The organism is Neorhizobium huautlense (genome assembly GCF_030811685.1).
Lineage (GTDB): Bacteria > Pseudomonadota > Alphaproteobacteria > Rhizobiales > Rhizobiaceae > Neorhizobium > Neorhizobium huautlense_A.
In genome coordinates this window covers 1-24,450 of record NZ_JAUSRF010000009.1, presented here as the reverse complement: position 1 = coordinate 24,450, position 24,450 = coordinate 1, and the positions used below count along the sequence as shown (strand labels likewise).

General features: G+C 59.0%; 26 protein-coding genes and 1 tRNA gene. 12 read left to right on the top strand and 15 right to left on the bottom strand.

Features of this window, described 5'->3' with window-relative positions:
* Positions 1-13: 13 nt before the first annotated feature.
* Together J2T09_RS14390 and J2T09_RS14385 are read right to left on the bottom strand one after the other, a co-directional pair.
* Positions 14-721: a hypothetical protein gene (locus tag J2T09_RS14390; protein WP_306835730.1), complete on the bottom strand. Its 708-nt coding sequence runs from the start codon at positions 719-721 to the stop codon at positions 14-16.
* A 192-nt stretch (positions 722-913) separates the two neighbouring features.
* Positions 914-1,702, bottom strand: a complete 789-nt coding sequence (locus tag J2T09_RS14385; protein ID WP_306835728.1) for an SDR family oxidoreductase — start codon at positions 1,700-1,702, stop codon at positions 914-916.
* 246 nt (positions 1,703-1,948) lie between these two features.
* Between J2T09_RS14385 and J2T09_RS14380 the strand changes: the two genes are divergently transcribed.
* Complete coding sequence (locus J2T09_RS14380) at positions 1,949-3,613, top strand: electron transfer flavoprotein-ubiquinone oxidoreductase (RefSeq protein WP_306835722.1); 1,665 nt, start codon at positions 1,949-1,951, stop codon at positions 3,611-3,613.
* A gap of 40 nt (positions 3,614-3,653) precedes the next feature.
* Here the strand turns inward: J2T09_RS14380 and J2T09_RS14375 are convergent, their stop codons facing one another.
* Entirely contained in the window at positions 3,654-4,022 is a 369-nt protein-coding gene (locus tag J2T09_RS14375) for a PIN domain-containing protein (RefSeq protein WP_306835720.1), read from the bottom strand.
* Positions 4,019-4,216 (bottom strand): type II toxin-antitoxin system VapB family antitoxin, encoded by a 198-nt coding sequence (locus J2T09_RS14370; protein ID WP_306835718.1) that lies wholly within the window; start codon positions 4,214-4,216, stop codon positions 4,019-4,021. The genes J2T09_RS14375 and J2T09_RS14370 overlap by 4 nt, the downstream gene beginning before the upstream one ends.
* Before the next feature lie 181 nt (positions 4,217-4,397).
* Here J2T09_RS14370 and J2T09_RS14365 point away from each other — a divergent pair, with 181 nt between their 5' ends.
* On the top strand, positions 4,398-5,018 hold the full coding sequence (locus J2T09_RS14365; protein WP_306835712.1) for a L,D-transpeptidase: 621 nt from the start codon (positions 4,398-4,400) through the stop codon (positions 5,016-5,018).
* A 58-nt stretch (positions 5,019-5,076) separates the two neighbouring features.
* On the opposite strand, the gene J2T09_RS14360 is transcribed toward J2T09_RS14365, so the two are convergent.
* The gene (locus J2T09_RS14360; RefSeq protein WP_306835710.1) at positions 5,077-6,093 is read right to left on the bottom strand and encodes a zinc-binding alcohol dehydrogenase family protein; all 1,017 of its coding nucleotides are present in this window, start codon (positions 6,091-6,093) and stop codon (positions 5,077-5,079) included.
* Between the two features lie 118 nt (positions 6,094-6,211).
* A complete protein-coding gene (locus tag J2T09_RS14355; protein WP_306835709.1) occupies positions 6,212-7,420 on the bottom strand; it encodes an MFS transporter in 1,209 nt (402 codons plus the stop codon).
* Between the two features lie 305 nt (positions 7,421-7,725).
* Between J2T09_RS14355 and J2T09_RS14350 the strand changes: the two genes are divergently transcribed.
* The 3 genes from J2T09_RS14350 to J2T09_RS14340 all read left to right on the top strand — a co-directional run bounded on the left by J2T09_RS14350 (position 7,726) and on the right by J2T09_RS14340 (position 10,155).
* The gene (locus J2T09_RS14350; protein WP_306835701.1) at positions 7,726-8,631 is read left to right on the top strand and encodes a diacylglycerol/lipid kinase family protein; all 906 of its coding nucleotides are present in this window, start codon (positions 7,726-7,728) and stop codon (positions 8,629-8,631) included.
* A gap of 154 nt (positions 8,632-8,785) precedes the next feature.
* Entirely contained in the window at positions 8,786-9,271 is a 486-nt protein-coding gene (locus J2T09_RS14345; protein WP_306835698.1) for a hypothetical protein, read from the top strand.
* Between the two features lie 179 nt (positions 9,272-9,450).
* A complete protein-coding gene (locus J2T09_RS14340; protein ID WP_306835693.1) occupies positions 9,451-10,155 on the top strand; it encodes a DUF3592 domain-containing protein in 705 nt (234 codons plus the stop codon).
* Positions 10,156-10,176: 21 nt separating this feature from the next.
* On the opposite strand, the gene J2T09_RS14335 is transcribed toward J2T09_RS14340, so the two are convergent.
* Both J2T09_RS14335 and J2T09_RS14330 read right to left on the bottom strand, forming a co-directional pair.
* The gene (locus J2T09_RS14335) at positions 10,177-10,740 is read right to left on the bottom strand and encodes a YdcF family protein (protein ID WP_306835692.1); all 564 of its coding nucleotides are present in this window, start codon (positions 10,738-10,740) and stop codon (positions 10,177-10,179) included.
* 29 nt (positions 10,741-10,769) lie between these two features.
* On the bottom strand, positions 10,770-12,104 hold the full coding sequence (locus tag J2T09_RS14330) for a glutamine synthetase family protein (protein ID WP_306835690.1): 1,335 nt from the start codon (positions 12,102-12,104) through the stop codon (positions 10,770-10,772).
* Positions 12,105-12,186: 82 nt separating this feature from the next.
* On the opposite strand from J2T09_RS14330, the gene J2T09_RS14325 reads away from it, so the two are divergent.
* Positions 12,187-13,542: an aspartate aminotransferase family protein gene (locus tag J2T09_RS14325; protein ID WP_306835688.1), complete on the top strand. Its 1,356-nt coding sequence runs from the start codon at positions 12,187-12,189 to the stop codon at positions 13,540-13,542.
* Between the two features lie 7 nt (positions 13,543-13,549).
* Here J2T09_RS14325 and vapC read toward each other — a convergent pair whose 3' ends face one another.
* From vapC to amn, 3 genes are read right to left on the bottom strand one after another with little or no spacing between them, the layout of a single operon-like run.
* A complete protein-coding gene (gene vapC, locus J2T09_RS14320; protein ID WP_306835686.1) occupies positions 13,550-13,939 on the bottom strand; it encodes a type II toxin-antitoxin system VapC family toxin in 390 nt (129 codons plus the stop codon).
* Positions 13,936-14,166 (bottom strand): type II toxin-antitoxin system VapB family antitoxin, encoded by a 231-nt coding sequence (locus J2T09_RS14315; protein WP_306835680.1) that lies wholly within the window; start codon positions 14,164-14,166, stop codon positions 13,936-13,938. The genes vapC and J2T09_RS14315 overlap by 4 nt, the downstream gene beginning before the upstream one ends.
* A gap of 60 nt (positions 14,167-14,226) precedes the next feature.
* The gene (amn, locus tag J2T09_RS14310; protein WP_306835678.1) at positions 14,227-15,726 is read right to left on the bottom strand and encodes an AMP nucleosidase; all 1,500 of its coding nucleotides are present in this window, start codon (positions 15,724-15,726) and stop codon (positions 14,227-14,229) included.
* 221 nt (positions 15,727-15,947) lie between these two features.
* On the opposite strand from amn, the gene J2T09_RS14305 reads away from it, so the two are divergent.
* Positions 15,948-16,271: a hypothetical protein gene (locus tag J2T09_RS14305; protein ID WP_306835676.1), complete on the top strand. Its 324-nt coding sequence runs from the start codon at positions 15,948-15,950 to the stop codon at positions 16,269-16,271.
* On the opposite strand, the gene J2T09_RS14300 is transcribed toward J2T09_RS14305, so the two are convergent.
* The gene (locus J2T09_RS14300; protein WP_306835674.1) at positions 16,268-16,429 is read right to left on the bottom strand and encodes a hypothetical protein; all 162 of its coding nucleotides are present in this window, start codon (positions 16,427-16,429) and stop codon (positions 16,268-16,270) included. The genes J2T09_RS14305 and J2T09_RS14300 overlap by 4 nt on opposite strands.
* A gap of 154 nt (positions 16,430-16,583) precedes the next feature.
* Entirely contained in the window at positions 16,584-16,919 is a 336-nt protein-coding gene (locus tag J2T09_RS14295; RefSeq protein ID WP_306835672.1) for a DUF2147 domain-containing protein, read from the bottom strand.
* A gap of 527 nt (positions 16,920-17,446) precedes the next feature.
* Here J2T09_RS14295 and J2T09_RS14290 point away from each other — a divergent pair.
* Positions 17,447-17,722: an SEL1-like repeat protein gene (locus J2T09_RS14290; protein ID WP_306835670.1), complete on the top strand. Its 276-nt coding sequence runs from the start codon at positions 17,447-17,449 to the stop codon at positions 17,720-17,722.
* Between the two features lie 250 nt (positions 17,723-17,972).
* Here the strand turns inward: J2T09_RS14290 and J2T09_RS14285 are convergent, their stop codons facing one another.
* Entirely contained in the window at positions 17,973-19,094 is a 1,122-nt protein-coding gene (locus tag J2T09_RS14285) for a pyridoxal phosphate-dependent aminotransferase (protein WP_306835668.1), read from the bottom strand.
* 99 nt (positions 19,095-19,193) lie between these two features.
* Positions 19,194-19,544 carry a hypothetical protein gene (locus tag J2T09_RS14280; protein ID WP_306835666.1) on the bottom strand — a complete coding sequence of 117 codons (351 nt, stop codon included), beginning with the start codon at positions 19,542-19,544 and terminating at the stop codon, positions 19,194-19,196.
* Between the two features lie 229 nt (positions 19,545-19,773).
* Between J2T09_RS14280 and J2T09_RS14275 the strand changes: the two genes are divergently transcribed.
* From J2T09_RS14275 to J2T09_RS14260, 4 genes are all read left to right on the top strand, one after another.
* Positions 19,774-20,994, top strand: a complete 1,221-nt coding sequence (locus tag J2T09_RS14275) for an NAD(P)/FAD-dependent oxidoreductase (protein ID WP_306835663.1) — start codon at positions 19,774-19,776, stop codon at positions 20,992-20,994.
* A 104-nt stretch (positions 20,995-21,098) separates the two neighbouring features.
* Positions 21,099-21,188 (top strand) — tRNA-Ser (locus tag J2T09_RS14270).
* Positions 21,189-21,763: 575 nt separating this feature from the next.
* Complete coding sequence (locus J2T09_RS14265; protein WP_306835661.1) at positions 21,764-22,903, top strand: porin; 1,140 nt, start codon at positions 21,764-21,766, stop codon at positions 22,901-22,903.
* Between the two features lie 264 nt (positions 22,904-23,167).
* On the top strand, positions 23,168-24,307 hold the full coding sequence (locus tag J2T09_RS14260) for a porin (protein WP_306835659.1): 1,140 nt from the start codon (positions 23,168-23,170) through the stop codon (positions 24,305-24,307).
* The last annotated feature ends 143 nt before the right edge of the window (positions 24,308-24,450 follow it).

Below are 24,450 nucleotides of genomic sequence, written 5' to 3'. Positions count from 1 at the left end.
AAATGGCGTCGCCTCAACGACCGGCCTCGGCATAATATCGGGTGATCAACGAGACCTGATCTGTCCCGGTGTCGTCATCGAGCGGTGTGTGAAGGGCATGCGCATCCGAGGTCGACAGGTTGCTGATCAGGCTGGTGAGAACGCGGTTCTGCGCCAGTTCCATTGCCCGTGTGCGTGCCTCCTCGTTGTCATCGGCTTCCGGTTCCGACAGCAGCTTTTCATATGAGGCAATCAGATCGGTGATGCGGGTGACGGGATCGGCCCTGGTCGCTGACGCTGATGGCGTCGATGCAGCGGTGTCGTTTTCCGTGGCCTCCTCCGGCTGCGCAGGTGCTGCCGCGACAGGCGCAGGATATGCGCTTTCGCCATCCGCGTCGTCGGTCTCATCTCCATCTGAAGGCGCAGGCGAAGGGGACGTGGCGACGGGAGGTGCGGCCTGATCTGGCGCGTCCGTGTCTGTGCCTTCGTTGGCCGGTTCCGACGCGACCGGTTCGCTGCGCACCTCTTCCGAGGTGTTTTCGTTCGTCACCGGAGCCGGGGAATAGGTGCCGTCATCATGATCGACCACCATGTCGTCTTCCCCCGGTTCGTCCTCGACCGGCTCGGTGGTGCCCGATGTCGGTTCTGACGCAGGTGGCGGCGATGACGGCTGTGTCGTCGGCTGGGTATTGTTGCTGGGCGGAGGAGAGGACTTTCCTCCTCCGAAGAGTTCTTCGAGCATAAACGTCTCCGATCGAATAATCGGAAAGCCATTAGATTATGCGGATTTAGCTATCATCAATTGACGAAGTGCAATTAAAGTAAAACTTGAGAAGTGCTTGGTGATTGTGGCGCCGCGCATGTTTTTATGTCGGCGCCATAGTATTGCGAGGTCCGTTCAGAAGTTATTCTGACATTGGGTCGTATTTTACATTCAGACGGATTTGGCCGCGCCGCCATCCACCCGCAGCATCGAACCGGTGATATAGCTTGCCGGTTCCGAGCACAGGAAAGCGCCGGCGGCGGCAAATTCCTCGACCTTGCCGAGACGGCCGGCCGGGATCGTCTTCAGCGAGGCGGCACGGATTTCCTCCACGCTCTTGCCCTGGCGTTTGGCATTGGCGCCGTCCAGTTCATCGATACGGTCGGTATGGATACGGCCCGGCAGCAGCATATTGACGGTGATGCCGGAATTGGCGACTTCCGTTGACAGCGTCTTGTTCCAGCCGACTAGCGCCGAACGCAGTGTATTGGACAGCGCAAGGTTCGGGATCGGTTCGAACACGCCGGATGAGCCGACGGTGAGGATGCGACCCCAGCCCTGTTCCTTCATCTGCGGCAGAAGCGTATTGGTGAGCGTGATCACCTTCAGTACCATGGTCTCGAAAAAGGTGGAGAGCTTGTCGACGGTCATCTCGCTGGCGACGCCCGGCGTCGGCCCACCGGTATTGTTGACCAGAATATCGATGCCGCCGAGCTTTTCCTTGACGGCAGCGACCATGGATTCCACGAAATTTTCATCCGCCAGATCACCCCAGACCCAATCGGCCTTGCCTTTTCCTTCGGCGTTGATGGCCTTGCAGTTTTCAGCGAGCTTCTCACCCGAACGACCGACCAGAAGAACATTTGCGCCTTCGCGCGCTAAGGCCGTTGCGATGCCCAGGCCAAGGCCGCGCGAGGAGGCGAGCACGAGGGCGCGCTTGCCGGAAATTCCGAGATCCATTTGTCTTCCTTCCATATCGCCTTTTGATCACGTGATGCAGTTATAGGCAGGCTGTCGGATCAGGCAAAGGAACTTCCGTATCGTGTCTTGAGTTTTGTATTACGTAAACGTAAGCGTAATATGGTGTGATGCCGCATGCCGGAAAACGCATGGCCTGCGTCGCTTTCCTGGGTCGACAAGGCTTGCGGCTTTTGTCAAAGAAAACGACCACATACCATGTGGCGGCGATAAAAGAGGGAACGAGACATGACCGAGACGACAGAACTTCCCGAACGCGAAGCGATGGAATTCGACGTTGTGATCGTCGGTGCCGGTCCGGCGGGCTTGTCCGCTGCGATCCGTCTGAAGCAGATCAACCCGGACCTGTCTGTCGTCGTTCTGGAAAAGGGTGCGGAAGTCGGAGCGCATATTCTGTCCGGCGCCGTGGTCGATCCCGCCGGCATCGATGCGCTTCTGCCCGGCTGGCGCGAGGAGGAGGGGCATCCCTTCAAGACGGAAGTGACCGCCGACCATTTCATGCTGCTCGGCCCGGCCGGTTCGATCCGCCTGCCGAATTTCCTGATGCCGCCCTTGATGAACAATCACGGCAATTACATCGTCTCGCTCGGCAACGTCTGTCGTTGGCTCGGCGAGAAGGCGGAAGCCTTGGGCGTCGAGATCTATCCCGGCTTTGCCGCGGCCGAAGTGCTCTACGATGAAAGCGGTGCGGTGCGCGGCGTCGCCACCGGTGACATGGGCATCGAAAAGAATGGCGAACCCGGCCCGAATTTTACCCGCGGCATGGAGCTTCTCGGAAAATACACGCTGATCGGCGAGGGCGTGCGCGGCTCGCTGGCCAAACAGCTGATCCAGAAATTCGATCTGTCCAAGGATCGCGACGTCCAGAAATTCGGCATCGGCATCAAGGAACTCTGGCAGGTCAAGCCGGAGAACCATAAACAAGGTCTCGTGCAGCACTCGTTCGGCTGGCCGCTGGACATGAAGACCGGCGGCGGCTCCTTCCTCTACCATCTGGAAGACAATCAGGTGGCAGTCGGTTTTGTCGTGCACCTCAATTACAAGAACCCCTATCTCTACCCGTTCGAGGAATTCCAGCGCTTCAAGACACACCCGGCCATCGCCCCGACCTTCGAAGGCGGCAAGCGCCTTTCCTATGGCGCACGTGCGATCACCGAGGGCGGGTATCAGTCGGTGCCGAAACTGACATTCCGAGGCGGCGCGCTGATCGGCTGTTCCGCCGGTCTCGTCAACGTGCCGCGCATCAAGGGATCTCACAACGCTGTTCTCTCCGGCATGCTGGCGGCCGACAAGCTGGCGGAAGCGATTGCAAACGGCCGCTCCAATGACGAAGTGGTCGAGATCGAAAACGAATGGCGCGATGGCCCGATCGGCAAGGACCTGAAGCGGGTAAGGAACGTCAAGCCGTTGTGGTCGAAACTCGGCACGGTGCTGGGTGTGTCGCTCGGCGGCCTCGACATGTGGACCAACCAGCTGTTTGGCTTCTCGCTGTTCGGCACGCTGAAACACGGCAAGACGGATGCGCAGAGCCTAGAGCCTGCCAAGCTGCATAAAAAGATCGATTACCCGAAGCCGGATGGCGTTCTGACCTTCGATCGCCTGTCCTCGGTGTTTCTTTCCAACACAAACCATGAGGAAGACCAGCCGGTTCATTTGCATGTGAAGGACATGGACCTGCAGAAGCGCTCGGAACACGACGTTTATGCCGGGCCTTCGACGCGTTACTGTCCGGCCGGCGTTTATGAATGGGTCGAGAAGGATGGCGAGGAGGTTTACGTCATCAACGCGCAGAACTGCGTGCACTGCAAGACCTGCGACATCAAGGACCCCAACCAGAACATCAACTGGGTGCCGCCGCAGGGCGCGGAGGGGCCGGTGTACCAGAATATGTGAGGGAGCGGATGACCCGGATCGGGAGACTTTTGATCAATGATCAATCCGACGTCCAGCCGCGTCCAAAGCGATGCACAACGGCATTCAGCCGCCGGTCGCGGGTCCAAAGCAACATACCGGGGCTTTGTAATACTGATGCCATGATGTGGGCGTCTGAGTATCCGATACCCGAGCCGGATAGCCGATGAAGTCGTATCGTCGCCAGTACCTCTTTATCCGAGGCGACCACGGATTGCGGTAGGCGTTGCAGATAGCCGATAACAATATCATGCTGGCGCAGATTTCCTAACGCCAGTTCGCCAATGATATGAGGATGGATATGGACTTCATCCTCTTCAAGCAAACCCATGAGGCGCGCATCCGGTTTGCCGAAATGATCAGCCCATATTACCGTATCGACCAGTATCACGCGTCGTCTGAACGCCAGCGAGATGCCGCCCTGAAGTCCGGTTCTGTTCCTCCAAGAAGAGCCAGCCGGCGGGCGGCCTCTTGTTGGACAAGACGGGTCAAGGCCATTTTGACAACCGCGGACGTTTCCTGAATTCCGGTGAACTGTTTGGCATCAGCGATCAGATCGTCGTCGATCGTTACCGTCGTTTGCATGGCAAGCCTCCGTTCGTAACAAGATTACCATTGCCCGGAAAGCGTTACAATACGGGCACACGACAGCGCTGCACTGCCCCACACATTAACAAATCGCTGACAGGGTAGTTTTCCTTAGCGGATCATTAACCATGATTTTCTAATCCTTGGACATCTTCTCGACTCACCAAGGACACAATTCATGTCGATTTCCCGCCGCGGCCTGATGTTCGGCCTGCCGCTGTTCCTCGCCGGATGCAGTGCCACGACAGTCAATCACCAGACCAATTACGCAGCGCTCCCGAACGAGCAGTTCCCGATGAAGCAGGTGCCGATCGACAAGATCGCTCCCGAACTGCGCCGTCAGGAAGTGGCTTATGCCTCCAATTATGCGCCGGGCACTATTGTCGTCGATACGCCGGCACGTCGCGCCTATTTCATCATGGGCGGCGGCCGCGCCATGCGCTACGGCGTCGGCGTCGGCAAGGCCGGTCTGGCGCTTGCCGGCAGCGCCTATGTGGGCCGCAAGGCCGAATGGCCGTCATGGACCCCGACCGCCAACATGCAGCGCCGCGAAGAGCGTTATCGCAAGCTCGCCGGCGGCATGCCGGGTGGCCCCAACAATCCGCTCGGTGCCCGCGCCATCTATCTTTATCGCGGCGGCAACGACACGCATTTCCGCATCCACGGTACCAACCAGCCGTCCTCGATCGGCCATGCCATGTCGAGCGGTTGCATCCGCATGATGAACCACGACGTCATCGACCTCTATAACCGCGTCAAGACCGGCGCACGTGTCGTCGTCATTCAGGCCGTGGCCTGATCATATCGCCGAGATTTTGAACGAGGCCCGCCGATCAGCCCGGCGGGCCTTTTTCGTTTCAGAAGCCCGAAAGCACCAGCTTGCCGCGGGTCGTACCGCTTTCGATCAGCGCATGCGCCTTTTGCAGGTTTTTCGCGTTGATGGGGCCGAGCACGTCCGACAGGGTGGTGCGGATTTTTCCGGCATCCACCAGTTCTGACACATGGGTGAGCAGCTTGTGCTGTTCGATCATGTCCGCCGTCTGGAAGACCGGCCTCGCGAACATCATTTCCCAATGCACCGACAGGCATTTGCGCTTGAATGGGCGCAAGTCGATGGCTTCGGAGGAATCGTCGATCAGCGAGAAGCGACCCTGCGGCGCGATCAGTTCCAGCACGTCCGGCAGATGCTGGTCGGTCTGGGTAATGGAGAAAACGAAACCCGGCTGGCCGATTGCCATGTCGGCAATCTGGGGTGCAAGCGGCTTGGAGTGATCGATGACGTGATGGGCGCCGAGCTCGCGCACCCAGTTTTGCGTTTCCGGGCGTGATGCCGTGGCGATCACCGTTACGTCCGACAGTTCGCGCAACAGCTGGATGGCGATCGAGCCGACGCCGCCCGCACCGCCGATCAGCAGCACGGCGTTCCATGCCCCCGGCACCTTGTCCTGAACCTTCATACGGTGGAACAAAGCCTCGTAGGCAGTGATCGCCGTCAGCGGCAGGGCGGCGGCTTCCTCGAAGCTCAATGTCTTGGGTTTGGCCCCGACGATGCGCTCATCAACCAGATGAAACTCGGAGTTGGTACCCTGCCGGTTGATCGCACCGGCATAATAGACTTCGTCACCGGGCTGGAACATTTTGACGCCGGGGCCGACCGCCTTCACCACGCCGGCAGCATCGTAACCCAGCACCTTGTATTGGCCGGGTTCGATCACGGCATTTTTGCGCGTCTTGGTATCGACGGGATTGACGGACACGGCCCGGATCTCGACCAGAAGGTCACGACCCGTCGCTTCCGGCATCGGCAGGTCGATGTCGAGAAGGGCGGTCTCCGATGTGATGGGCTGGTTCTGGTTGAAGCCGACGGCGCGCATGTTTCTTGTCCTCGATCTGTGCTGAGGAGAACATGGCGTGCGGGCGGGAAGGGTGCAAGGCATGTGGCGGGCCTATCGGTCCCGCCATACGCGGCTTTTTATCCCAGTCTTGTCAATGTCAGGCGGCAGCAGTCGTTTTCCTTTCCAGCGCCATCGAGGCGAGGAAAACGACAAAACCGCCTGCCGAAAGGAAGGCGCCGACATAACCGGTGGCGGCAAAACCCCAGCCCATGGCGATGACCAGGCCGCCCAGCCATGCGCCGAGCGCATTGGCGATGTTGAAGGCGGAGTGGTTGGAAGCGGCGGCCAGTGTCTGCGCATCGGCTGCGACATCCATCAGACGGGTCTGAAGCGCCGGGCCTGCGGCAAAACCGCAGCCGATCAGGAAAACGCAGAGGCAGAGGATGACCGGATATTGCGCCGCCATGCCGAACACGGTCATGACGACGATGTTGAAGATCATCGTGCCGCCGATCGTGCCGGTCAGCGACACATCGGCGAGGCGTGAGCCGACGATATTGCCGACATTCATGCCGATGCCAAAAAGCGCGAGCACGACCGAGACCATGGCGACCGGCATGCCGGCGGTCTCCGTCGTCGTATGCGCGATATAGGAAAACACCGAAAACATGCCACCGAAACCGACAGCCGCAACGCCGAGCGTCAGCCAGACCTGGCCACGGGCAAAGGCGGACAGTTCGCGCTTGATGCTGGCACCTTCCGACACTTTGTCGCGCGGCTGGAAATACCAGAGGAGCGCCACGGTGAGGGCGCCGATGCCGCCCACCAGATAAAAGGCGGCGCGCCAGTTCAGCCACTGGCCGAGCAGGTTGGCGATCGGCGTGCCGACCAGCGTGGCGATGGTGAGGCCGAGCATGACGCGGCCGACGGCGCGGGCGCGTTTGTTGGGCGGCACCATCGAGGCGGCAACCAGTGCTGCAACGCCAAAATAGGCACCATGCGGCAGGCCGGTGATGAAGCGCAGCACGGTGAATGTGTAGAAATCCGGCGCCATGGCACTCAGAATGTTGCCGATGGCAAACACGCTCATCAGCGACAGCAGCAGGGCGCGCCGCGTCATTTTCGCCGCGAGCACGGCGATGATCGGTGCGCCGACAACGACACCGAGCGCATAGGCGCTGATGACATGGCCGGAAACCGGCACGCTGACCTGATAGGTCTCGGCAACCTCGGGCAGCAGGCCCATGATGACGAACTCACCGGTACCGATGCCGAACCCTCCCACGGCAAGGGCGATCTCGATGAGGATGATGGCGAGCGGCGACAAAGCCAAAACCTCGCCGCGAACGGATGCGGGCTCATGCATGCGGAAAATCGGTCATGTTTTTCAGGGTGGTTGCGAAACGCAAAAAGAACGGGCGAAACCGGAAACCGGCTTGCCCGCGCTGGAGGTGTAGATCATCAAAATGATCTTGATGCAACGCTAACATATGATTTCGCGCGGCGGTAGTGCAGAACGAATCGAGTTTTTGCGTTCACGCAAAAGTGTGGTTTCTTTGCAAGTCAGCTTTTTGTCAGCCAACATCTTGCTAAGTGCATGTCACGCAACCAATTTCCTGCTGGCTCGTTATCGCTCCGGCCAATTATCCGCCCAATATCCGAAAGACATCCATGAAGCTCGTAGCCATCTTCAACCGCGACGGCGGCACTTTTCGCACCACCGACATGGAGGCCTATGCCGAGCGTGCGGAAAATATCTTTCGCGCCGCTGGGCATGAGATCGATTGTCGCGTCGTGGCCGGCAAGGAGATTATCGACGCCATGGAAAAGGCGGCCGATGAAGCCGGTGTCGAGGGGCTGATCGCCGGCGGCGGCGACGGCACTATTTCGGCGGCAGCCGCGATCGCATGGCGGCACGGACTGGCGCTCGGCGTGGTGCCGGCCGGCACGATGAACCTGTTTGCCCGTTCGCTGAAACTGCCGCTCGATATCTGGTCGGTTCTCGATGTTCTGGCCAAGGGCGAGGTGCTGAATGTCGATATCGCCAGCGCCAATGACCACACCTTCATTCACCAGTTTTCCGCCGGCATGCATTCCCGGATGGTGCGCTACCGGGATTCCATGAATTTTGCCTCGCGGCTGGGAAAGATCCGGGCCAGCACACGCGCAGCCCTTGGCGTGGTGTTCAATCCGCCTGTTTTCGAGGTGGAGTTCAGGACGGGAGAGCAGAACGCCCGACAAAAGGTTTCCGCCATTTCCGTCTCCAACAACGAATTCGGCCGCGATGCGCTGATGTATGCGGACGATCTGACCGGCGGGAAACTGGGTTTCTATCTCGCCGCACCGCTGACGCCGCCGACCGCGATGAAGCTTTTTCTCGACATCCTGCGCGGGCGACTGAAGGAAAACCCGGCCGTGACCGCGATGACGGCAACATCGATCGAACTGCATTTCCCCAAAAGCCGACATGATGTGCGCTGCGTCATCGACGGTGAACTTCTGCCGATGGCGCGCGATGTGCATCTTCAGATCCATGCCGGCGAACTGAAGGTTCTGGTGGCGCCACAGGCGGTCTGATCGTGCCCGCGCCGGTCACTAGATGAAAACTGATAGCCGCATTTAAGACCCTCTTAAGCCACCGGGCCTAGCCTTCCGCCTATCCCTTTGGGGGCTTTGATCAGGCAGGGGCATGACCGCCCCGTTTCCTGTCCGAATGAACGGGCTTGAGTGTATGGGTATCGCGTATAATTCGATGTTTTCGACCGGCGCAGCTGTGCTGGAGGCGGATTTCGTGTTCGAAATTCCGCAGTTCTCGGCCAGTTGTGATGACGCACAGGCCGGAATTACCGCAGTTTTCGCTTCTCGCCCAGACCATTGCCGCCGGCTGGACATCAAGGCGCGCGATCTTGCGCGCCGTAATCCGCGCATGCCGAGACGACAGGTCTGGCATATCGCGCTGGTCGACCTGATCACCGAGGCGCGCGACAATTTTCCACCGCAGGAATTTGTCATCCAGACCGATCTCGGCGATGGCGCTATTGCCATCGACACCATCGTCTCCGCCGAGAAGCTGCGTGCCAAACGCCTGCTGGCGGAACTGATGGAAACACCGGCGGAAGCCGCCGAAAGGCTGGCGGTGCGCGAAGCACGGACGGATGCATTTACAGTGCGCGCCCATGGGCAGATCGTGTCGGCCCTGTTGTTCGGCGTGAAATAAGCGCCTCTGCACCAGTGCCGGGGTAAGAATACCCTGAGAATTGAACCCGGTGCGGGCTGCGCTATTTCGAGTGCCAGCCGCGAAATATTCTTGTGTCTCGGCTTTCGAGGAAACCCGGCCCGGCTGTTATGCCGGCCGGGCTTTTTCCATGGGTTGTTTATATTGAAAGCGAAACATTCATGTCTCCGGGATTTGCTCTGAAATTCATCAAGATCTCCTTCACCGTGGTTGGCGCGGCGGCTCTTGCCGTGGCGCTCTGGTTCTATGTCTCGACCAGCAGCTTCGTGGCATCGGCAGCACGCAGTGAAGGTGTGGTGATCGATCTCGAGCGGTCGCGTTCGTCCGATTCAACGAGCTACAAGCCGGTGGTGCGCTTTACCGCTGCCGATGGCGTGGAACGCACCTTTGTCACCAGCTGGAGCAGCAACCCGCCCGCCTATTCGCGTGGCGAGACGGTGCAGGTTCTTTATCCGGCCGATCAACCGGACGCAGCCCGGATCGAAGGCTTTTTCAGTCTCTGGGGCGGAGTGCTGATCGCCGGTGGCCTCGGTTCGGTCTTCTTCCTGATTGGTGGCGGCATCATTGCCTACGGCCTGTTTTTCGGAGCCCGCAAGCGCAGCCTTCAGGCGAATGGCCAGTTGATACTGGCGGATTTCAAGGGCGTCGAGCGTAATGGCTCGATCGAGATCAACGGCACCCATCCCTGGCGGATCATGTGCCAGTGGCAGGATCCGGCAACGAGCAAGGTGCATGTGTTCGCCAGCGATAATGTCTGGTTCGATCCGACGGACTATGTGACACAGAAACAGCTGAATGTGCGCATCGACCCGAAAAATCCGAAACGGCATTGGGTGGATACGGGGTTTTTGCCGGAGATGGCGTGAGGGGATTGGGCCGGGTTCGCGTCAGCGCGAGCCCAGCCAGTATGTGATGACGCCCGGTATTTCCCGCGCGATCGAATATAGGTCGCGCAGTTCGTAGATCCGGGCATGCGCAGACCCCGCCTGTCCGATGCCGGCGTCGTTGAGGGCCATGCGCGTGCGGGTGATGTGAAAATATTGCGAGACGGCGATGGCTGTGGTGAGGCCGCGCGCCTGCATCATCCGCGCGGCGTTTTCCGCCGTGGCGCGCGTGGTATTGCCAAACTCGTCCATGATGACGCGATCCCGCGGCACGCCTTGAGCCACCGTGTAATCGCGCATCACAAGGCCTTCGCTAAACCCTTCCTTGCCGGTGCCGCCGCTGACCAGCACGAAGGCCACGCGATTGTCCCGGTAAAGTTCGACGCCGCGATCGAGCCGGGCTTTCAGGCGGGGAGAGGGCGTGCCATCCGGCATGACCTTGGAGCCCAGCACGACGGCGACATCTGCCGGGCCGGTGCGATCGTTCAGCCCATCGGCGATGATGGCCGTGACAGCGGCAATCACGGCTACGGATGCGATCGAGGCGGCAATCGTCAGTCGTTTCATCAGAGTTTTCATGGCGATGTCGGATGCTTTCAGATGCGCGGCAGATAGGTGCGATAATCGAAATCGCTGACGGTGCGCAGGTAAGCGATCGCCTCCTTGCGCTTGGTATCGCCGTAAAGCTTCTGGTATCGCGCGCCAAAAACATCGCGGATGAACGGCGAGGCTGAAAAATCCTCGACGGCGGTGAGAAAATCATGGGTCAGCTTTTTCGTGCCCGCGGGCACTTGCCTGCCCGGTTCGGTCATCGGGCCGGGATCGAGCGTGTTTTCCAGCCCCAGCAGCATGCCGCCCAATATGGCCGCCAAGAGCAGATAGGGATTGGCATCGGCGCCGGCGACGCGGTGTTCGATACGCGCGCCCGGTCCATCTGTTTCCGGCAGGCGGATCGCCGTGCCGCGATGGCCGATGCCCCAGTCGATATCGACCGGCGCGAACGAGCCGGGCTGAAAACGGCGGTAGGAATTGGCAAACGGTGCGAAGATCAGTTGCGCATCGCGCATCGTGAAAAGCATGCCGGCGGTGATGGATTTCAGCAGCGTCGGATCGCCACTCTGCGCATCGAGGATGTTTTTGCCGTGTGCGTCCAGAATGCTGGCATGCACGTGCAGGCCGGAACCGGCATGTTCGCCATAGGGTTTGGCCATGCAGGTGGATTTCAGCCCGTGTTTTTTCGCGGCCTGTTCGGCCACGCGCTTGAGGTAAAGGCAATCGTCGGCAGCGGCCAGCGCATCGGCGCGATGTTTCAGGTTGATTTCGAACTGGCCGGGGCCGAATTCGGCGGTGGTGGCGTCGCCCGGCAGGTGCATGGCGTCAAGATAAGTGCGCACGGTTTCGAGATAATCATCGAGCGCATCGGTGGCACGCATGTCGTAGAGCTGAAAGCCGTTCGGTTCATCGCGATACAACAGGCGCTTCGGCGGCTGCGGCTTCCCGGTCTCGCGCCAGTCATCCTCCACAACATAAAATTCCAGCTCGGTAGCAACGACCGGCTTTAGCCCACGCGCTTCATATCTGGCGACGACCGAGGCGAGGATGGCGCGCGGGTCCATGAAGCTGGGCTCGCCGCTGAGTTCGTGCATGGTCGCAAGCACCTGTGTCGATCCTTCCGGCGCCCAGGGCATGGCCACATGGCTGCGCGGATCGGGAATGCAGGTGCCATCGGGGTCTCCCAGTGCCAGCGACAACTGGGTGATGTCGTCATTGTCATCGCCCCAGATATCCAGTGATTGCGTCGAGGTGGGCAGGCGCACGGCTCCGGCCCAGACCTTGTCGGCGGCGTCCGCGGGGATGCGTTTTCCACGCAGATCGCCGTTCATGCCGACGATCAGGATCTCGATGCGGGAATTTTGGGTGTCGGAAGCCATGCGAAAACCGTCGGTCAACTGTTGCGGAGACCCGTTGGTAGCAATTAAGAATCATCCGCACAATCATGAGACGGAGCCCGCCGTGACCGCAAACCTGTCCAATCTCGCCGCCATCGATGCCGCTCATCACATGCATCCGTTCAATAAGATGACGGAACTGAACGAGAAGGGCGCAAGGCTGATCGCCCGCGGCGAGGGTGTCTATATTTTCGATGGTGCGGGCAAAAAATATCTCGATGCCTTTGCGGGCCTGTGGTGCGTCAATGTCGGTTACGGTCGCACCGAGATCACCGAAGCCGTCTCGCGGCAGATGCAGGAACTGCCCTATTACAACACGTTTTTCGGCACCACGACCGAGTCCGCGACGCTGCTGGCCCAGAAGGTGACCGAACATGCCGGCCAAAACATCAATCGCGTGTTTTTCACCAATTCCGGTTCCGAAGCGACCGACACATGGTTTCGCCTCGCACGCGTCTACTGGAAGGCTCAAGGGAAAGCGGAAAAGGTGCAGGTGATTGCGCGCCGCAACGGTTACCACGGCTCCACCGTCGCAGGCGCTTCGCTTGGCGGCATGAAACTGATGCACGAACAGGGCAACCTTCCGATCGAGGGCATCCACCATATCGGCCAGCCCTACTGGTTTGCCGAGGGCGGCGATCTTTCCCCGGAAGAGTTCGGGCTGAAGATGGCGCGCGAACTGGAAGCCAAGATCGATGAGCTTGGCGAGGACAAGGTGGCCGCCTTCGTCGCCGAACCGGTGCAGGGGGCGGGCGGGGTCATTGTGCCGCCCTCCACTTATTGGCCGGAGATCGCCCGCATCTGCAAGGCGCGCAATATTTTGCTGATCGTCGATGAGGTGATCTGCGGTTTCGGCCGTCTCGGACAGTGGTTTGGCCACCAGCATTTTGGCGTCGAACCGGACATGGCGCCGATCGCCAAGGGCCTGTCATCAGGATATCTGCCGATCGGTGGCGTGCTGATCAGTGACCGCGTGGCCGATGTTCTGGCGCAAGAGGAAATCCATCACGGCTATACCTATTCCGGCCATCCGGTGGCGGCTTCGGCGGCGCTTGCCAATCTCGCCATTCTTGAGAACGAGGGACTGGTGGACCGCGTGCGCGACGATATCGGCCCGTATTTCGCAAAGGCCTGGAAGAGCCTCGAAGATCACGAGGTGGTTGGCGAGGCGCAGGTGGTGGGGCTGATGGGCGGGCTTCAGCTTTCTCCCGACAAGGCGACGCGCCGCCGTTATGCCAAGCCGGACGATGCCGGTGTTCTGGTGCGCAACCATTGCCTGGAAAACGGGCTTGTCATGCGTGCCACATCCGACCGCATGCTGGCCTCGCCGCCGCTGGTCATCAGCCATGCGCAAGTGGACGAGATGATCGAAAAGCTGCGCGGCGGGCTGGACCATCTGCGCGAGATGAGGATGGGCTGATGCCTGATCAGGCGAGCTGCAGGCCGAGATATTCCGCCATGAAGAGGAAGTGTTTGTCTCTCTGAAGCAGTTTATACCCGTGCTCGATGCAATAGGTGCCGATGATGAGATCGGGCGCCTTGCTGGCCGTAATCCCTGCGCTGCGCAGTTTCCGGTAATTGGCGGCGGCTTTGATCGCCAGTGCCGGCGACAGCATGGAGACGACAGGAAAGTCTCGAAAGTTCTGTTCTATCCAGCGTGCCTGGCTTTCATCGCGAGCACCCTGAAGCACTTCCATGACGATGATGTCGCCAAGCAGAACAACCCCGTCAGGGATCAATGATCTCAGTTTCGAGGCGACTTCGACATCGTCCTTGCGAAAGAGCGAGATCCAGACGGAGCTATCGGCGACAATCATTCGCCCTCCTGAAAGCCCCAGTTGCCATATCGGAGTGAATTGCTTCTGGATGCGTCGAGGTCGCCATCCCAGCCGATGCCTTCGAGGTTGTCGATCGCGCGCAACTGTTTTCTGGTGCGGACAAACTCTCTGAGGGCCTGATCGACGGCAGCCTTTTTTGTCGAAAGGCCACCAAGCTCCATCGCTTCAGCGATCAGGTCGTCATCCAAATCAATATTGGTGCGCATGACTATCTCACTGTGTATGAATTTATGAAATCATACACAGTGAGCGCCATGCCGGCAATGTCACTGGAACGCCGTCTCGTAGAAGCTTCTCAGCTTGCGCGAATGCAGCGTTTCCGTCGGCATTTCCGCCAGTTTCTGCACGGCGCGGATGCCGATCTTAAGATGCTGGCTGACCTGCGTCTTGTAGAAGGCCGTCGCCATGCCCGGCAGTTTCAATTCGCCATGCAGCGGTTTGTCGGACACGCAGAGCAGCGTGCCATAGGGTACGCGGAAGCGGAAACCGTTGGCGGCGATCGTGGCCGATTCCATGTCGAGCGCGATGGCGCGGGCCTGGCTCAGGCGTTTGACCGGGCCGGCCATGTCGCGCAGTTCCCAGTTGCGGTTGTCGATCGTGGCGACCGTGCCTGTGCGCATGATCCGCTTGAGCTCAAAACCTTCGAAACCGGTGATCTCTTCCACCGCGCCTTCCAGCGCCTGCTGTACTTCGGCAAGAGCGGGGATCGGCACCCAGACGGGCAGGTCGTCATCCAGCACATGGTCCTCGCGCATATAGGCGTGTGCGAGAACATAATCACCCAGACGCTGGCTGTTGCGCAGGCCCGCGCAATGGCCGACCATCAGCCAGGCATGCGGGCGCAGAACGGCGATATGGTCGGTGATCGTTTTGGCATTGGACGGTCCGACGCCGATATTGACCAGCGTGATGCCGCAATGATCGTCCTTCTTGAGGTGATAGGCCGGCATTTGCGGCAGGCGGCCGACGGCTTCCGGGGCGGAAGCGGCACCGGCCGGCGTGACGATATTGCCCGGCTCGACGAAGGCTGTGTAACCTTCGCCGCCATTGGCCATCAGTTCCCGCGCCCAGTTGGTGAACTCGTCGATATAGAACTGGTAGTTGGTGAACAGCACGAAATTCTGGAAATGATCGGCGCCGGTTGCCGTGTAATGGGCAAGGCGGGCAAGCGAATAATCGATGCGCTGAGCGGTGAATGGCGCAAGCGGCGCCGGTTCGCCCGGCAGCGCCTCATATTCACCATTGGCGATCAGGTCGTCGGTATTATTGAGATCCGGCGTGTCGAAGAGGTCGCGCAGCGGGTAATCGGCGAGCGAACTCGAGCCGGAGGCTTCCACATGCGCGCCTTCGCCGAAAGCGAAATGCAGCGGGATCGGCGTCGTCGATTCCGACACGATCACCGGCACATGATGGTTGCGCATCAAAAGCTCGAGCTGTTCGACCAGATATCGGCGGAACAGTTTCGGGCGGGTGACTGTGGTCGTATAGATGCCCGGCGCGGAAACGTGACCATAGGAAAGGCGCGAATCCACATGGCCGAAACTCGTCGTTTCGATGCTGACCTGCGGATAAAAGGCGCGGTAACGGCCTTCCACCGGTGCGCCCTTGGCGAGCGCCTGAAAGGCGTCGATCAGGAAGGCGGTGTTGCGTTCATAAAGAGCGATGAGGGCATCGACGGCCTGTTCGGCATCGTCGAAAACCTGCCGTTCGGCGGCAGCGGGGGAGATGCAGGTCATGGGGGGAAGCGTCTTTATCCGTTTGTTCATGCAACACTATAATACGCACAGCGTCACAAGCGGAAGACACCTGTTCGATGGATTATGACTGAGAGCCGGATCCGTTTTACGACCTGACGCCTGCGTGATGGAACATCAAGTCTGCGTCAGCCGCTGCGAAATCCGGATTTCCGGTGGAACAGCCGGCCGTATGCCTCGTTCGATTTTCAGAGCCCGCCGTTTGTGCCGGGCCTATGAGAAGGAACAGGCTGATGAAGTTCGTATCATCCGTATCCATGGCCGCGCTCGCGCCAAAAGCACCTTCCAGTGCGGAGGCACTCACTCCGCTTGGATCCGCATCCGGCGGCGATGGCGTGACCGTCGTGCATGTTGCACAGTCGTCAAACGTCGATCCGCAATTGCCGCGTTTTCCGGATCAGACACCTGAGGACATGGCGGCGGTGCAAAAGGAGATCAGCGGCGATGCCCATCTGACGGCGTCGCTGGAAAGCCGTTCGATCAACCTCCATGATGTCGTTGCCATCGATCGTGTCGAGGATGGTGGCAGTATCATCTATGTCGCCGACCGTGTTTAGAGCTGCGCCGTGCAGCCATATTGCCCGCTGCAAAGCGCCTGCGCATTGAGGCGCGAGATCGAACCCTTGCCGTGATGCGAGACCAGAGCCGAAAACGACAGGGCGAATACGGCCATGACCAAGGTCAGGATCGTCATGCGTCTTGCGATGATGGTCATCTTGTCACCCCTTGTTTGACGGATTTGGCCTTGTTTGACGGATTGGGGCCATAGTGTCGCCATCAGGCTGAATGGTCTCTGAGATGCGGGTTCATCCGGCATTCAGAAGCGTTAACGGGCACCGCCTCCACAGTGCCCGCCTGCGGTCACGAGATCAAATGCGCGTCCAGGTCTGCGTTTTGCAGAGGACTTTCATGACGCAGCCTTTCATCTTGAGCGAATTGCCGGTGACGGCGCCGGAGCCACTATAGGTCTTGTCGTTGGCGGGATCGGTGATCTGACCGCTATAGGCATCGCCCTTGCCATCCATCTTGCCGATCTGCTTGCCGGCATGTTTGCCGGTCTTCAGCGTCACGCAGAACGCGCCGCCGCATTTGGCGATCTGGGCGGTTTCGCCGCTCGCCGTCTTCCAGTTGCCTTCGATCGGTTCGGCAGCCATTGCACCGGATGCGCCGAGCATCAGCCCTGCGAAAAGCACGAAACGTTTCATCAAAATCTCCTCCTCAAGGCCGCGCGTATAAAACGACAAGCGGCATGTTCCTCCCGCCGGCGATTGATGAACCGCAAGCAAAGCCAATTTAGCTTACGCGCACGTAAAGGTAAACTGCGAGGATCGACGGGTTTTCAAAGCTGAAATTGCTTCGTGAAAGGCGGCTGATTTCGACGTCTTTCCACATGATCCCGATTTCGCAACGGAATCCTTGGTGAACGAAGAGTCAATTTTGTCACATGAAATTTTCGTAAATTTTTATGCGGATCGCCTGTCTGGCAGGGAATGCGATGTTTAACAAAAAACCAAGTTTACCAAGCGTTTGGACTTTGTTTGCATCGAATTAAGCATGCATTTTAGGCGAATTTTGAAATCCCGATGGCATATTGGGGGCATCAAACGAGCAGGGAAAACCTGCCGCCCGAGAGATCAAAAAGCCGCTCGAACGGTGATCGTCGGGGCCCCACGAGGGCAGATGAAAACAGGGACTGCAACGACAACGACGAACAAAACAGGGACTAAGTCAGATGGCACGTTTTGAAATGCATGAAACCGAACTGGCCGGCGCCGCCCAGATGGGCGGAGCCGACCGCGCCGAAACTTTTTGCGACATGGGCCTGATGTATGCGACCGGCCGTGGCTGCCCGGTGGATCTCGTTTCCGCCCACAAGTGGCTGAACATCGCCGCCATCAAGGGTTCCGATCGCGCCGCCGAGCTGCGTGCCGATCTGTCCCACCAGATGAGCAAGACCGAAATCGCGCTTGCTCTGCGCGCTGCCCGCGACTGGATGACCATGCATTGATGCATGTGTCGCTGTAGCGACCCGAAAGCCATGAACGGTTTTCGAAGAATACGACTTGCCAGCCCTAAAAATGCTGCGGCGTCCTTGCGCGCCATGACGGACGCACAAGGACGCCGCAGGCCACGGCATTTTGCATTCAAAGAATAACAAAAGTCGACGTCACCAAGCGGCCACCCAAGAGCCGTTGACGTCATTCATTCGAGACCGTGACCGGCAGGAACAAGGCCGGCACGGTTTTTCGTTTTGGGAATCAGCCCAGCGTCTTCAGAACCTGCGGCAATGCCGCTTCCAGAAGCGCCATGTCCTTTTCCGTGCCGGCGCTGATGCGGATGCAGCGGTTGAGCGGCGCAACACCCGGCATGCGAATGAACACGCCATGATCCATCAGACCGTCAACGATGGCGCGGGCGAAAGCACCGTCGCGGCCGCAATCGACGGCAACGAAATTGGTGGCGGAGGCCAGCGGCAACAAACCATTGTCGCGGGCGATCTTTGCGATGCGCTCGCGCGAGGCGGCAATCTCGCCGATTACCTTCGTCAGATAGGCCTGATCGTTCAGGGCAGCGAGCGCCGCCGCCGTGCTGATACGCGCCATGCCAAAGTGGTTGCGGATCTTGTCAAAAGCCTGCGCCGTGCCGGGTGTTGATATCGCATAACCGATACGCGCACCGGCAAGCCCGTAGGCTTTGGAAAACGTGCGGGTGCGCAAAATGTTGGGCATGTCGATGAGGGCGGCCATGGCGGGGGTGGCATCTGCCGGGCCGGTTTCGCAATAGGCCTCGTCGAGGATCATCAGGCAGGTTTCCGGAAGCGCCTTGGCGAAGGCGACGATATCGTCGGCCTTGTGCCAGCTGCCCATCGGATTGTCGGGATTGGCAAAATAGACCAGCGGCGCGTTTTCACGACGAACGAGATCGAGCAGGCCGTTCAGGTCCTCGCGGTCATCGATATAAGGTGTCGTCACCAGTCGCCCGCCAAAACCCGCGACATGGAAATTGAAGGTGGGGTAGGCGCCAAACGATGTGACGACCGGAAAACCGGGCTCGATCACCATGCGCACGATCAGGCCCAGCAGGTCGTCGATACCTTCGCCGATGGCGATGTTATCGGATCGGATGCCGAGATGCGCAGCCAGTGCTGCCTTCAGCTCGAAATTTTCCGGGTCATTGTATTTCCAGGTATCCGTCGCTGCTTCGGCAATCGCCGCGATAACGGCGGGCGAGGGGCCAAAACCGTTTTCATTGGCGCCGATCCGTGCCTTGACGATCAGCCCGCGATTGCGCTCGATCGCTTCCGGTCCGACGAAGGGCACGGTGGCGGGCAGGCTCTGGATCAGCGGCGTGAAGCGCGAAAAGGACGACGGGTCAGACATGAGCGAATTCCGGTTGGGCAAAAACCGGCACACAATAGGTGCAATTCACGACCGTGCAAGGTCATTCGCCCGCCGTGGCGATCTGTCGATTTGAAACAATCACCAGTGGTCGGCTTCAAACCCGAGGCGGATCACGTGATGCAGAAATTCCGGGTCGATCAGCATGTTGAAGCCGATCGTGACCTTTTCTTCTTCGCGACGGATCAGCGTGCAGCCGATCTCGTCGCGGATGCCGAGAATTTCCAGAAAGAAATGGCTGGGCACAGCCAAATAGGGGCTGACTTCCAGCTCGGCGCCATAGATCGACATTGTTCTGATCAGGCAGCGCAGGTTCTGCTTGGTCGAAAGGTGGTGCTCGACAAAAATGATTCTGGCCGGCCTGTCGACCTCGAACTGTTCGTAAATCCTGTCACGCGGAATATTGGTCATATCGGGCGCAATCGTCGGCATCAGACCCTCCCTTGGGTCTTCTTTATACGAGCAGTCTACGGCGTTTCCGCTGATGCATATTGAAACGCATCGGTAAAATTTGAATGAGCGGCCTCAAACCCCGTGCGGATGCACATCACTTGCGCTGAAATGCTGATGCCGGTGCTCCTCTGTTGACGGCATTGCAACACGGCTTTACCCCTGTCGCGCGCCCGCATCCGGCGGGCTCCTATTATAAAGAGGGCATGACGTGACTGCAGGCAGGCTGGTAATCGTCGGGGCAGGGCAGGCGGGGCTGGCGCTTGCCGCCAAGCTGAGGGCGCTGAAGGATGAGCGACCGATCACCATGCTCGGCGCGGAAGACGTGGCGCCTTATCAGCGTCCGCCGCTTTCGAAAAAGTATCTGTCGGGCGAAATGGAATTCGACCGCCTGCTTTTGCGCGTGCCGGAATGGTTTGCCGAAAACGCGATCGATCTGCGCCTTTCCGCCTTTGTCGAAGGGATCGACCGCGCCAAAAAAGAAGTGAAGCTGCAGGACGGCTCCATCGTCTCTTATGAAACGCTGGTTCTGGCGACCGGCGCCACACCGCGCACACTCCCGGCTGAAATCGGAGGCGATCTCGACGGCGTCTACGTGATGCGCGCCAAGCGTGATGCCGATCTTCTCGAAAAGGAGATGAAGGAAGGCCGTCGCCTGCTGGTCATCGGTGGCGGTTATATCGGGCTGGAAGCGGCCGCGGTTGCCAGGAAATTTGGCCTCGACGTGACACTGATCGAAATGGCCGACCGTATTCTGAAGCGCGTGGCTTCCGCCGAGACGGCCGCCATCATGCGCGACATACATAAGGAGCATGGTGTCACCATTCTCGAAAACACCGGCCTCAAGCGACTGATCGGCAAAGAGGGGCGTGTCGTCGCTGCCGAACTTTCCGATGGCACGGTCATCGAGGTTGACGCCGTCATCGTCGGCATCGGCGTTTCCGCCAATGACCAACTGGCAAGCGATTGCGGGCTTGATGTCGGCAACGGCATCATTGTCGATGAATTCGCCCGCACATCCGATCCGTCCACCTTCGCGGTCGGCGATTGCGCCAGCCTGCCGTGGCGCGGCGAACGCGTTCGGCTTGAATCGGTGCAGAACGCCATCGATCAGGCGGAAGCCGCAGCCGTGGTGATGACGGGCCAAGACATCGCCTATGATGCGAAGCCATGGTTCTGGTCGGATCAGTATGATGTGAAGCTGCAGATTGCCGGCTTCAATCTCGGTTTCGATGAGACGGTACTGCGCGAGGGCGCGCGGCCGGGCAGCGTTTCCGTCTGGTATTTTAAAGAAGGGCGCTTTGTGGCGGTGGATGCCATCAATGACGCAAAGGCCTATGCGACCGGCAAGCGGCTGCTTGACCAGGGCCGCGAACCGAATCGCGACGTGCTGGCCGATTCGAGCGCCGACCTGAAGCTTCTGCTTGGTTGACCCTTTTAGGGGCGTGGAAAACCGCCCCTATTATAAGGAAATGTGACCGCGGCTGCGAAAAGACCTTGCAATCGCGATTCTTCCCGAATAATCACCACCTCACCGGAGAGGTGGCCGAGTGGTCGAAGGCGCTCCCCTGCTAAGGGAGTATACCCGAGAGGGTATCGTGGGTTCGAATCCCATCCTCTCCGCCATCAAACGAATTTCCCCTGACATCGATATCCTGAACATGTTCGCCTCGGTCGAGCCATGTGTTCACTGCGGCTACTTCCTTCCAAGGGACGGCCTTGCGTGTTCACGGGCGGACTGCGCCGACCAGCTGATTTCGATTCCCCTATCGATTCTGTCGGCTGCATCAAATGGCGGGTTGTTGCCCGTCGCCTCTGAAATTGCAGGGTGCAGACTTTGTGGAATCACCTCCGAATTTACCGGGTACGGCCGCGATTCCATGCTTCTCCACAGGTCGGCCAGCTGGTGTTTGGGCGGCTAAGTGCCTGAGTTTCGGGCCAATTGTTAAGGATTTGTAAAAATTGAACGATCCTCAACAGCCGTTTTGTGGCCTTTCCGCAACAGCGTGATTGGAAGCGGGCATGATCTTCCGCAATTCCCCCAGTTCAGGATTGCTTGGCCCGCGCGGTCTTGTATTTTCACTCTCGGAAGCGCGGCGGTGGATCGCACGTTTTCGAATACCGACGGGGATGGGGCAGGGAATGCTGTCCTTCAGCTATAAGAACCCAGACCCTTATGTAACTTTGACTGGAGGTCAAACATGAACATCAAGAGCCTTCTTCTCGGCTCCGCAGCAGCTCTCGCTGCTGTATCTGGCGCACAGGCTGCCGACGCTATCGTTGCTGCTGAACCTGAGCCCATGGAATACGTCCGCGTTTGCGACGCTTTCGGCACCGGCTACTTCTACATCCCGGGCACCGAAACCTGCCTCAAGATCGGTGGTTACGTTCGTGCACAGGTTGATGGCCGTTCGGACTTCGACATCGACGGCCTGCCTTTCGCTGCTGGCTCGGCTGACCAGAACGGTGGTTATCGTACCAACACCCGCGGCAAGCTGCAGTTCTCTGCAAAGTCCGACACCGAGCTCGGCACTCTGTCTTCCGTCATCAACATCGAAGGCAACAGCAACAACGGCGGTGGCCTCGTTCTGAAGGACACCTTCATTGAGCTGGGCGGCCTGCGCGTCGGTCACTTCTATAACTATTTCGATACCGGCCTGCCGGGCGAAACTGTTCTCTCTGATGGCGGCCCGCTCGGTTCGTCTAACACCATGGCGGCTGTTCGTTTGGCTCTGGGTGCAACTGACGGCCTCGGCTACCGCGCTGACAGCATGACCCTGAACGACTCCGTTCGTTACACGTTCGACGGCGGCGCTTTCCAGGCCTACGTTCAGGCTGACGCTTTTGGCGATGGCTGGAAGACTGAAGAAAACGGTGGCGACGACGCTATCGGCGTCAACGCAATGATCGCTGGCAAGTTCGGTGGCGTATCTGTCGACCTGTTCGGTGCATACGAATTCGAAAACGAAGACGGCGTTATCGCTTCTACTCTGACGGCTGACCTCGGCCCGGGCAAGCTCAGCGTTCTCGGCATCTACTCCTTCGGTCCTTCGCTGTACTACGATTACGCAGAATGGACGATCGGTGCAGAATACGCAATCGCAGTAACCGACAAGTTCTCGATCACTCCGGGCGCTCAGTACTGGGATAACATCATCCCGACCACAAACGACTACGCTGGTGGTTCGGCTTGGCGCGTTGGCGTAACGGCTGACTACAAGATCACCGACGGCCTGACTGCAAAGGCAACCGTCAACTACACCGACGTTGACGTTGACCTCGGCGGTCTCGGCGACGGCGACCGTTGGGACGGCTTCTTCCGTCTGCAGCGTTCGTTCTAATCTGACCTTTCAGGTTTGATCGGGAAGCCCGGCCTCTGGCCGGGCTTTTCTGTGTTGATGCTTCCTGCTGTAAAGACTACTTCGCAGGGAGGTATGCAGCGCGCAGTGCCGATGCTGCCCCCGTAATGAGTTGTGACATAAAAGTGACTCGGGTACCGCAACTATATGGCGAGACGCATTAGCAATGATGGATTTGCTTGAAAGCAAACTATGCACATGTACGTTGAACCTCGTAAGAATGACTCGCCAATCGGGGAATGACCAATGAACATCAAAAGCCTTCTTCTCGGCTCCGCAGCTGCACTGGCAGCCGTTTCCGGCGCCCAGGCGGCTGACGCGATCGTCGCTGCCGAACCGGAACCCATGGAATACGTGCGCGTCTGCGACGCGTTCGGCACCGGCTATTTCTACATCCCGGGTACGGAAACCTGCCTCAAGATCAGCGGCTATGTTCGCGTTCAGGTCAATGGTCGTTCCGACTTCGACATCGATGGTCAGCCTGCTGTTTTCCGCGATATTGATCAGGATGGTGGTTATCTGACCAATACCCGCGGCAAGCTGGCTTTCGAAGCCAAGTCTGATACCGAACTCGGAACGCTGACGTCCGTTATCAATATCGAAGGTAACAGCAACAACGGTGGTGGCTTCGCTCTTGATGAAACCTACATCGAACTTGGTGGCCTCCGCGTCGGTCACTTCTACAACTACTTCGATACCGGCCTTCCGGGCGAAACCGTTCTGTCTGACGGTGGCCCGCTCGGAACGTCCGACACCATGGCGGCTGTTCGTGCGTTTTTGGGAGCCACTGACGGTCTCGGTTATCGGGCTGACAGCATGACCCTGAACGACTCGATTCGTTACACCTTCGACGGCGGTGCGTTCCAGGCTTACGTTCAGGCTGACGCCTTCTTCGACGGCTGGAAGACCGAAGAAAACGGTGGTGACGACGCTATCGGTATCAACGCCATGATCGCCGGCAAGTTCGGCGGCGTATCGATTGATCTGTTTGGCGCATACGAATTTGACAATGAAGACGGCGTTATCGCTTCCACGCTGACGGCTGAACTTGGTCCGGGCACCCTCGGTATTATCGGCATCTACTCCTTCGGCCCGTCGTACTATTACGATTACGCAGAGTGGAGCATCGGTGCAGAATACGCCATCAAGGTATCCGACAAGCTCTCGATCACTCCGGGTGCTCAGTACTGGGATAACATCATCCCGACTGTCAGCGACTACGCCGGTGGTTCGGCTTGGCGCGTTGGTGTCACGGCTGACTACGAAATCACCACGAACCTGAACCTGAAGGCAACCGTCAACTACACCGACGTCGACGTTGACCTCGGCGGTCTCGGCGACGGTGATCGTTGGGACGGCTTCCTGCGTCTGCAGCGTTCGTTCTAATCTGATCTCGCAAGAGACAAACAAGCCCGCGGATCATCTCCGCGGGCGTCAGACTGCTGACAAACCCCTGGCTGGTCCAGGGGTTTTGTGATTCACTGGGTCATGTTGAAGAAACCTGCTCCCGAACAGACGGCTCTCGAGAT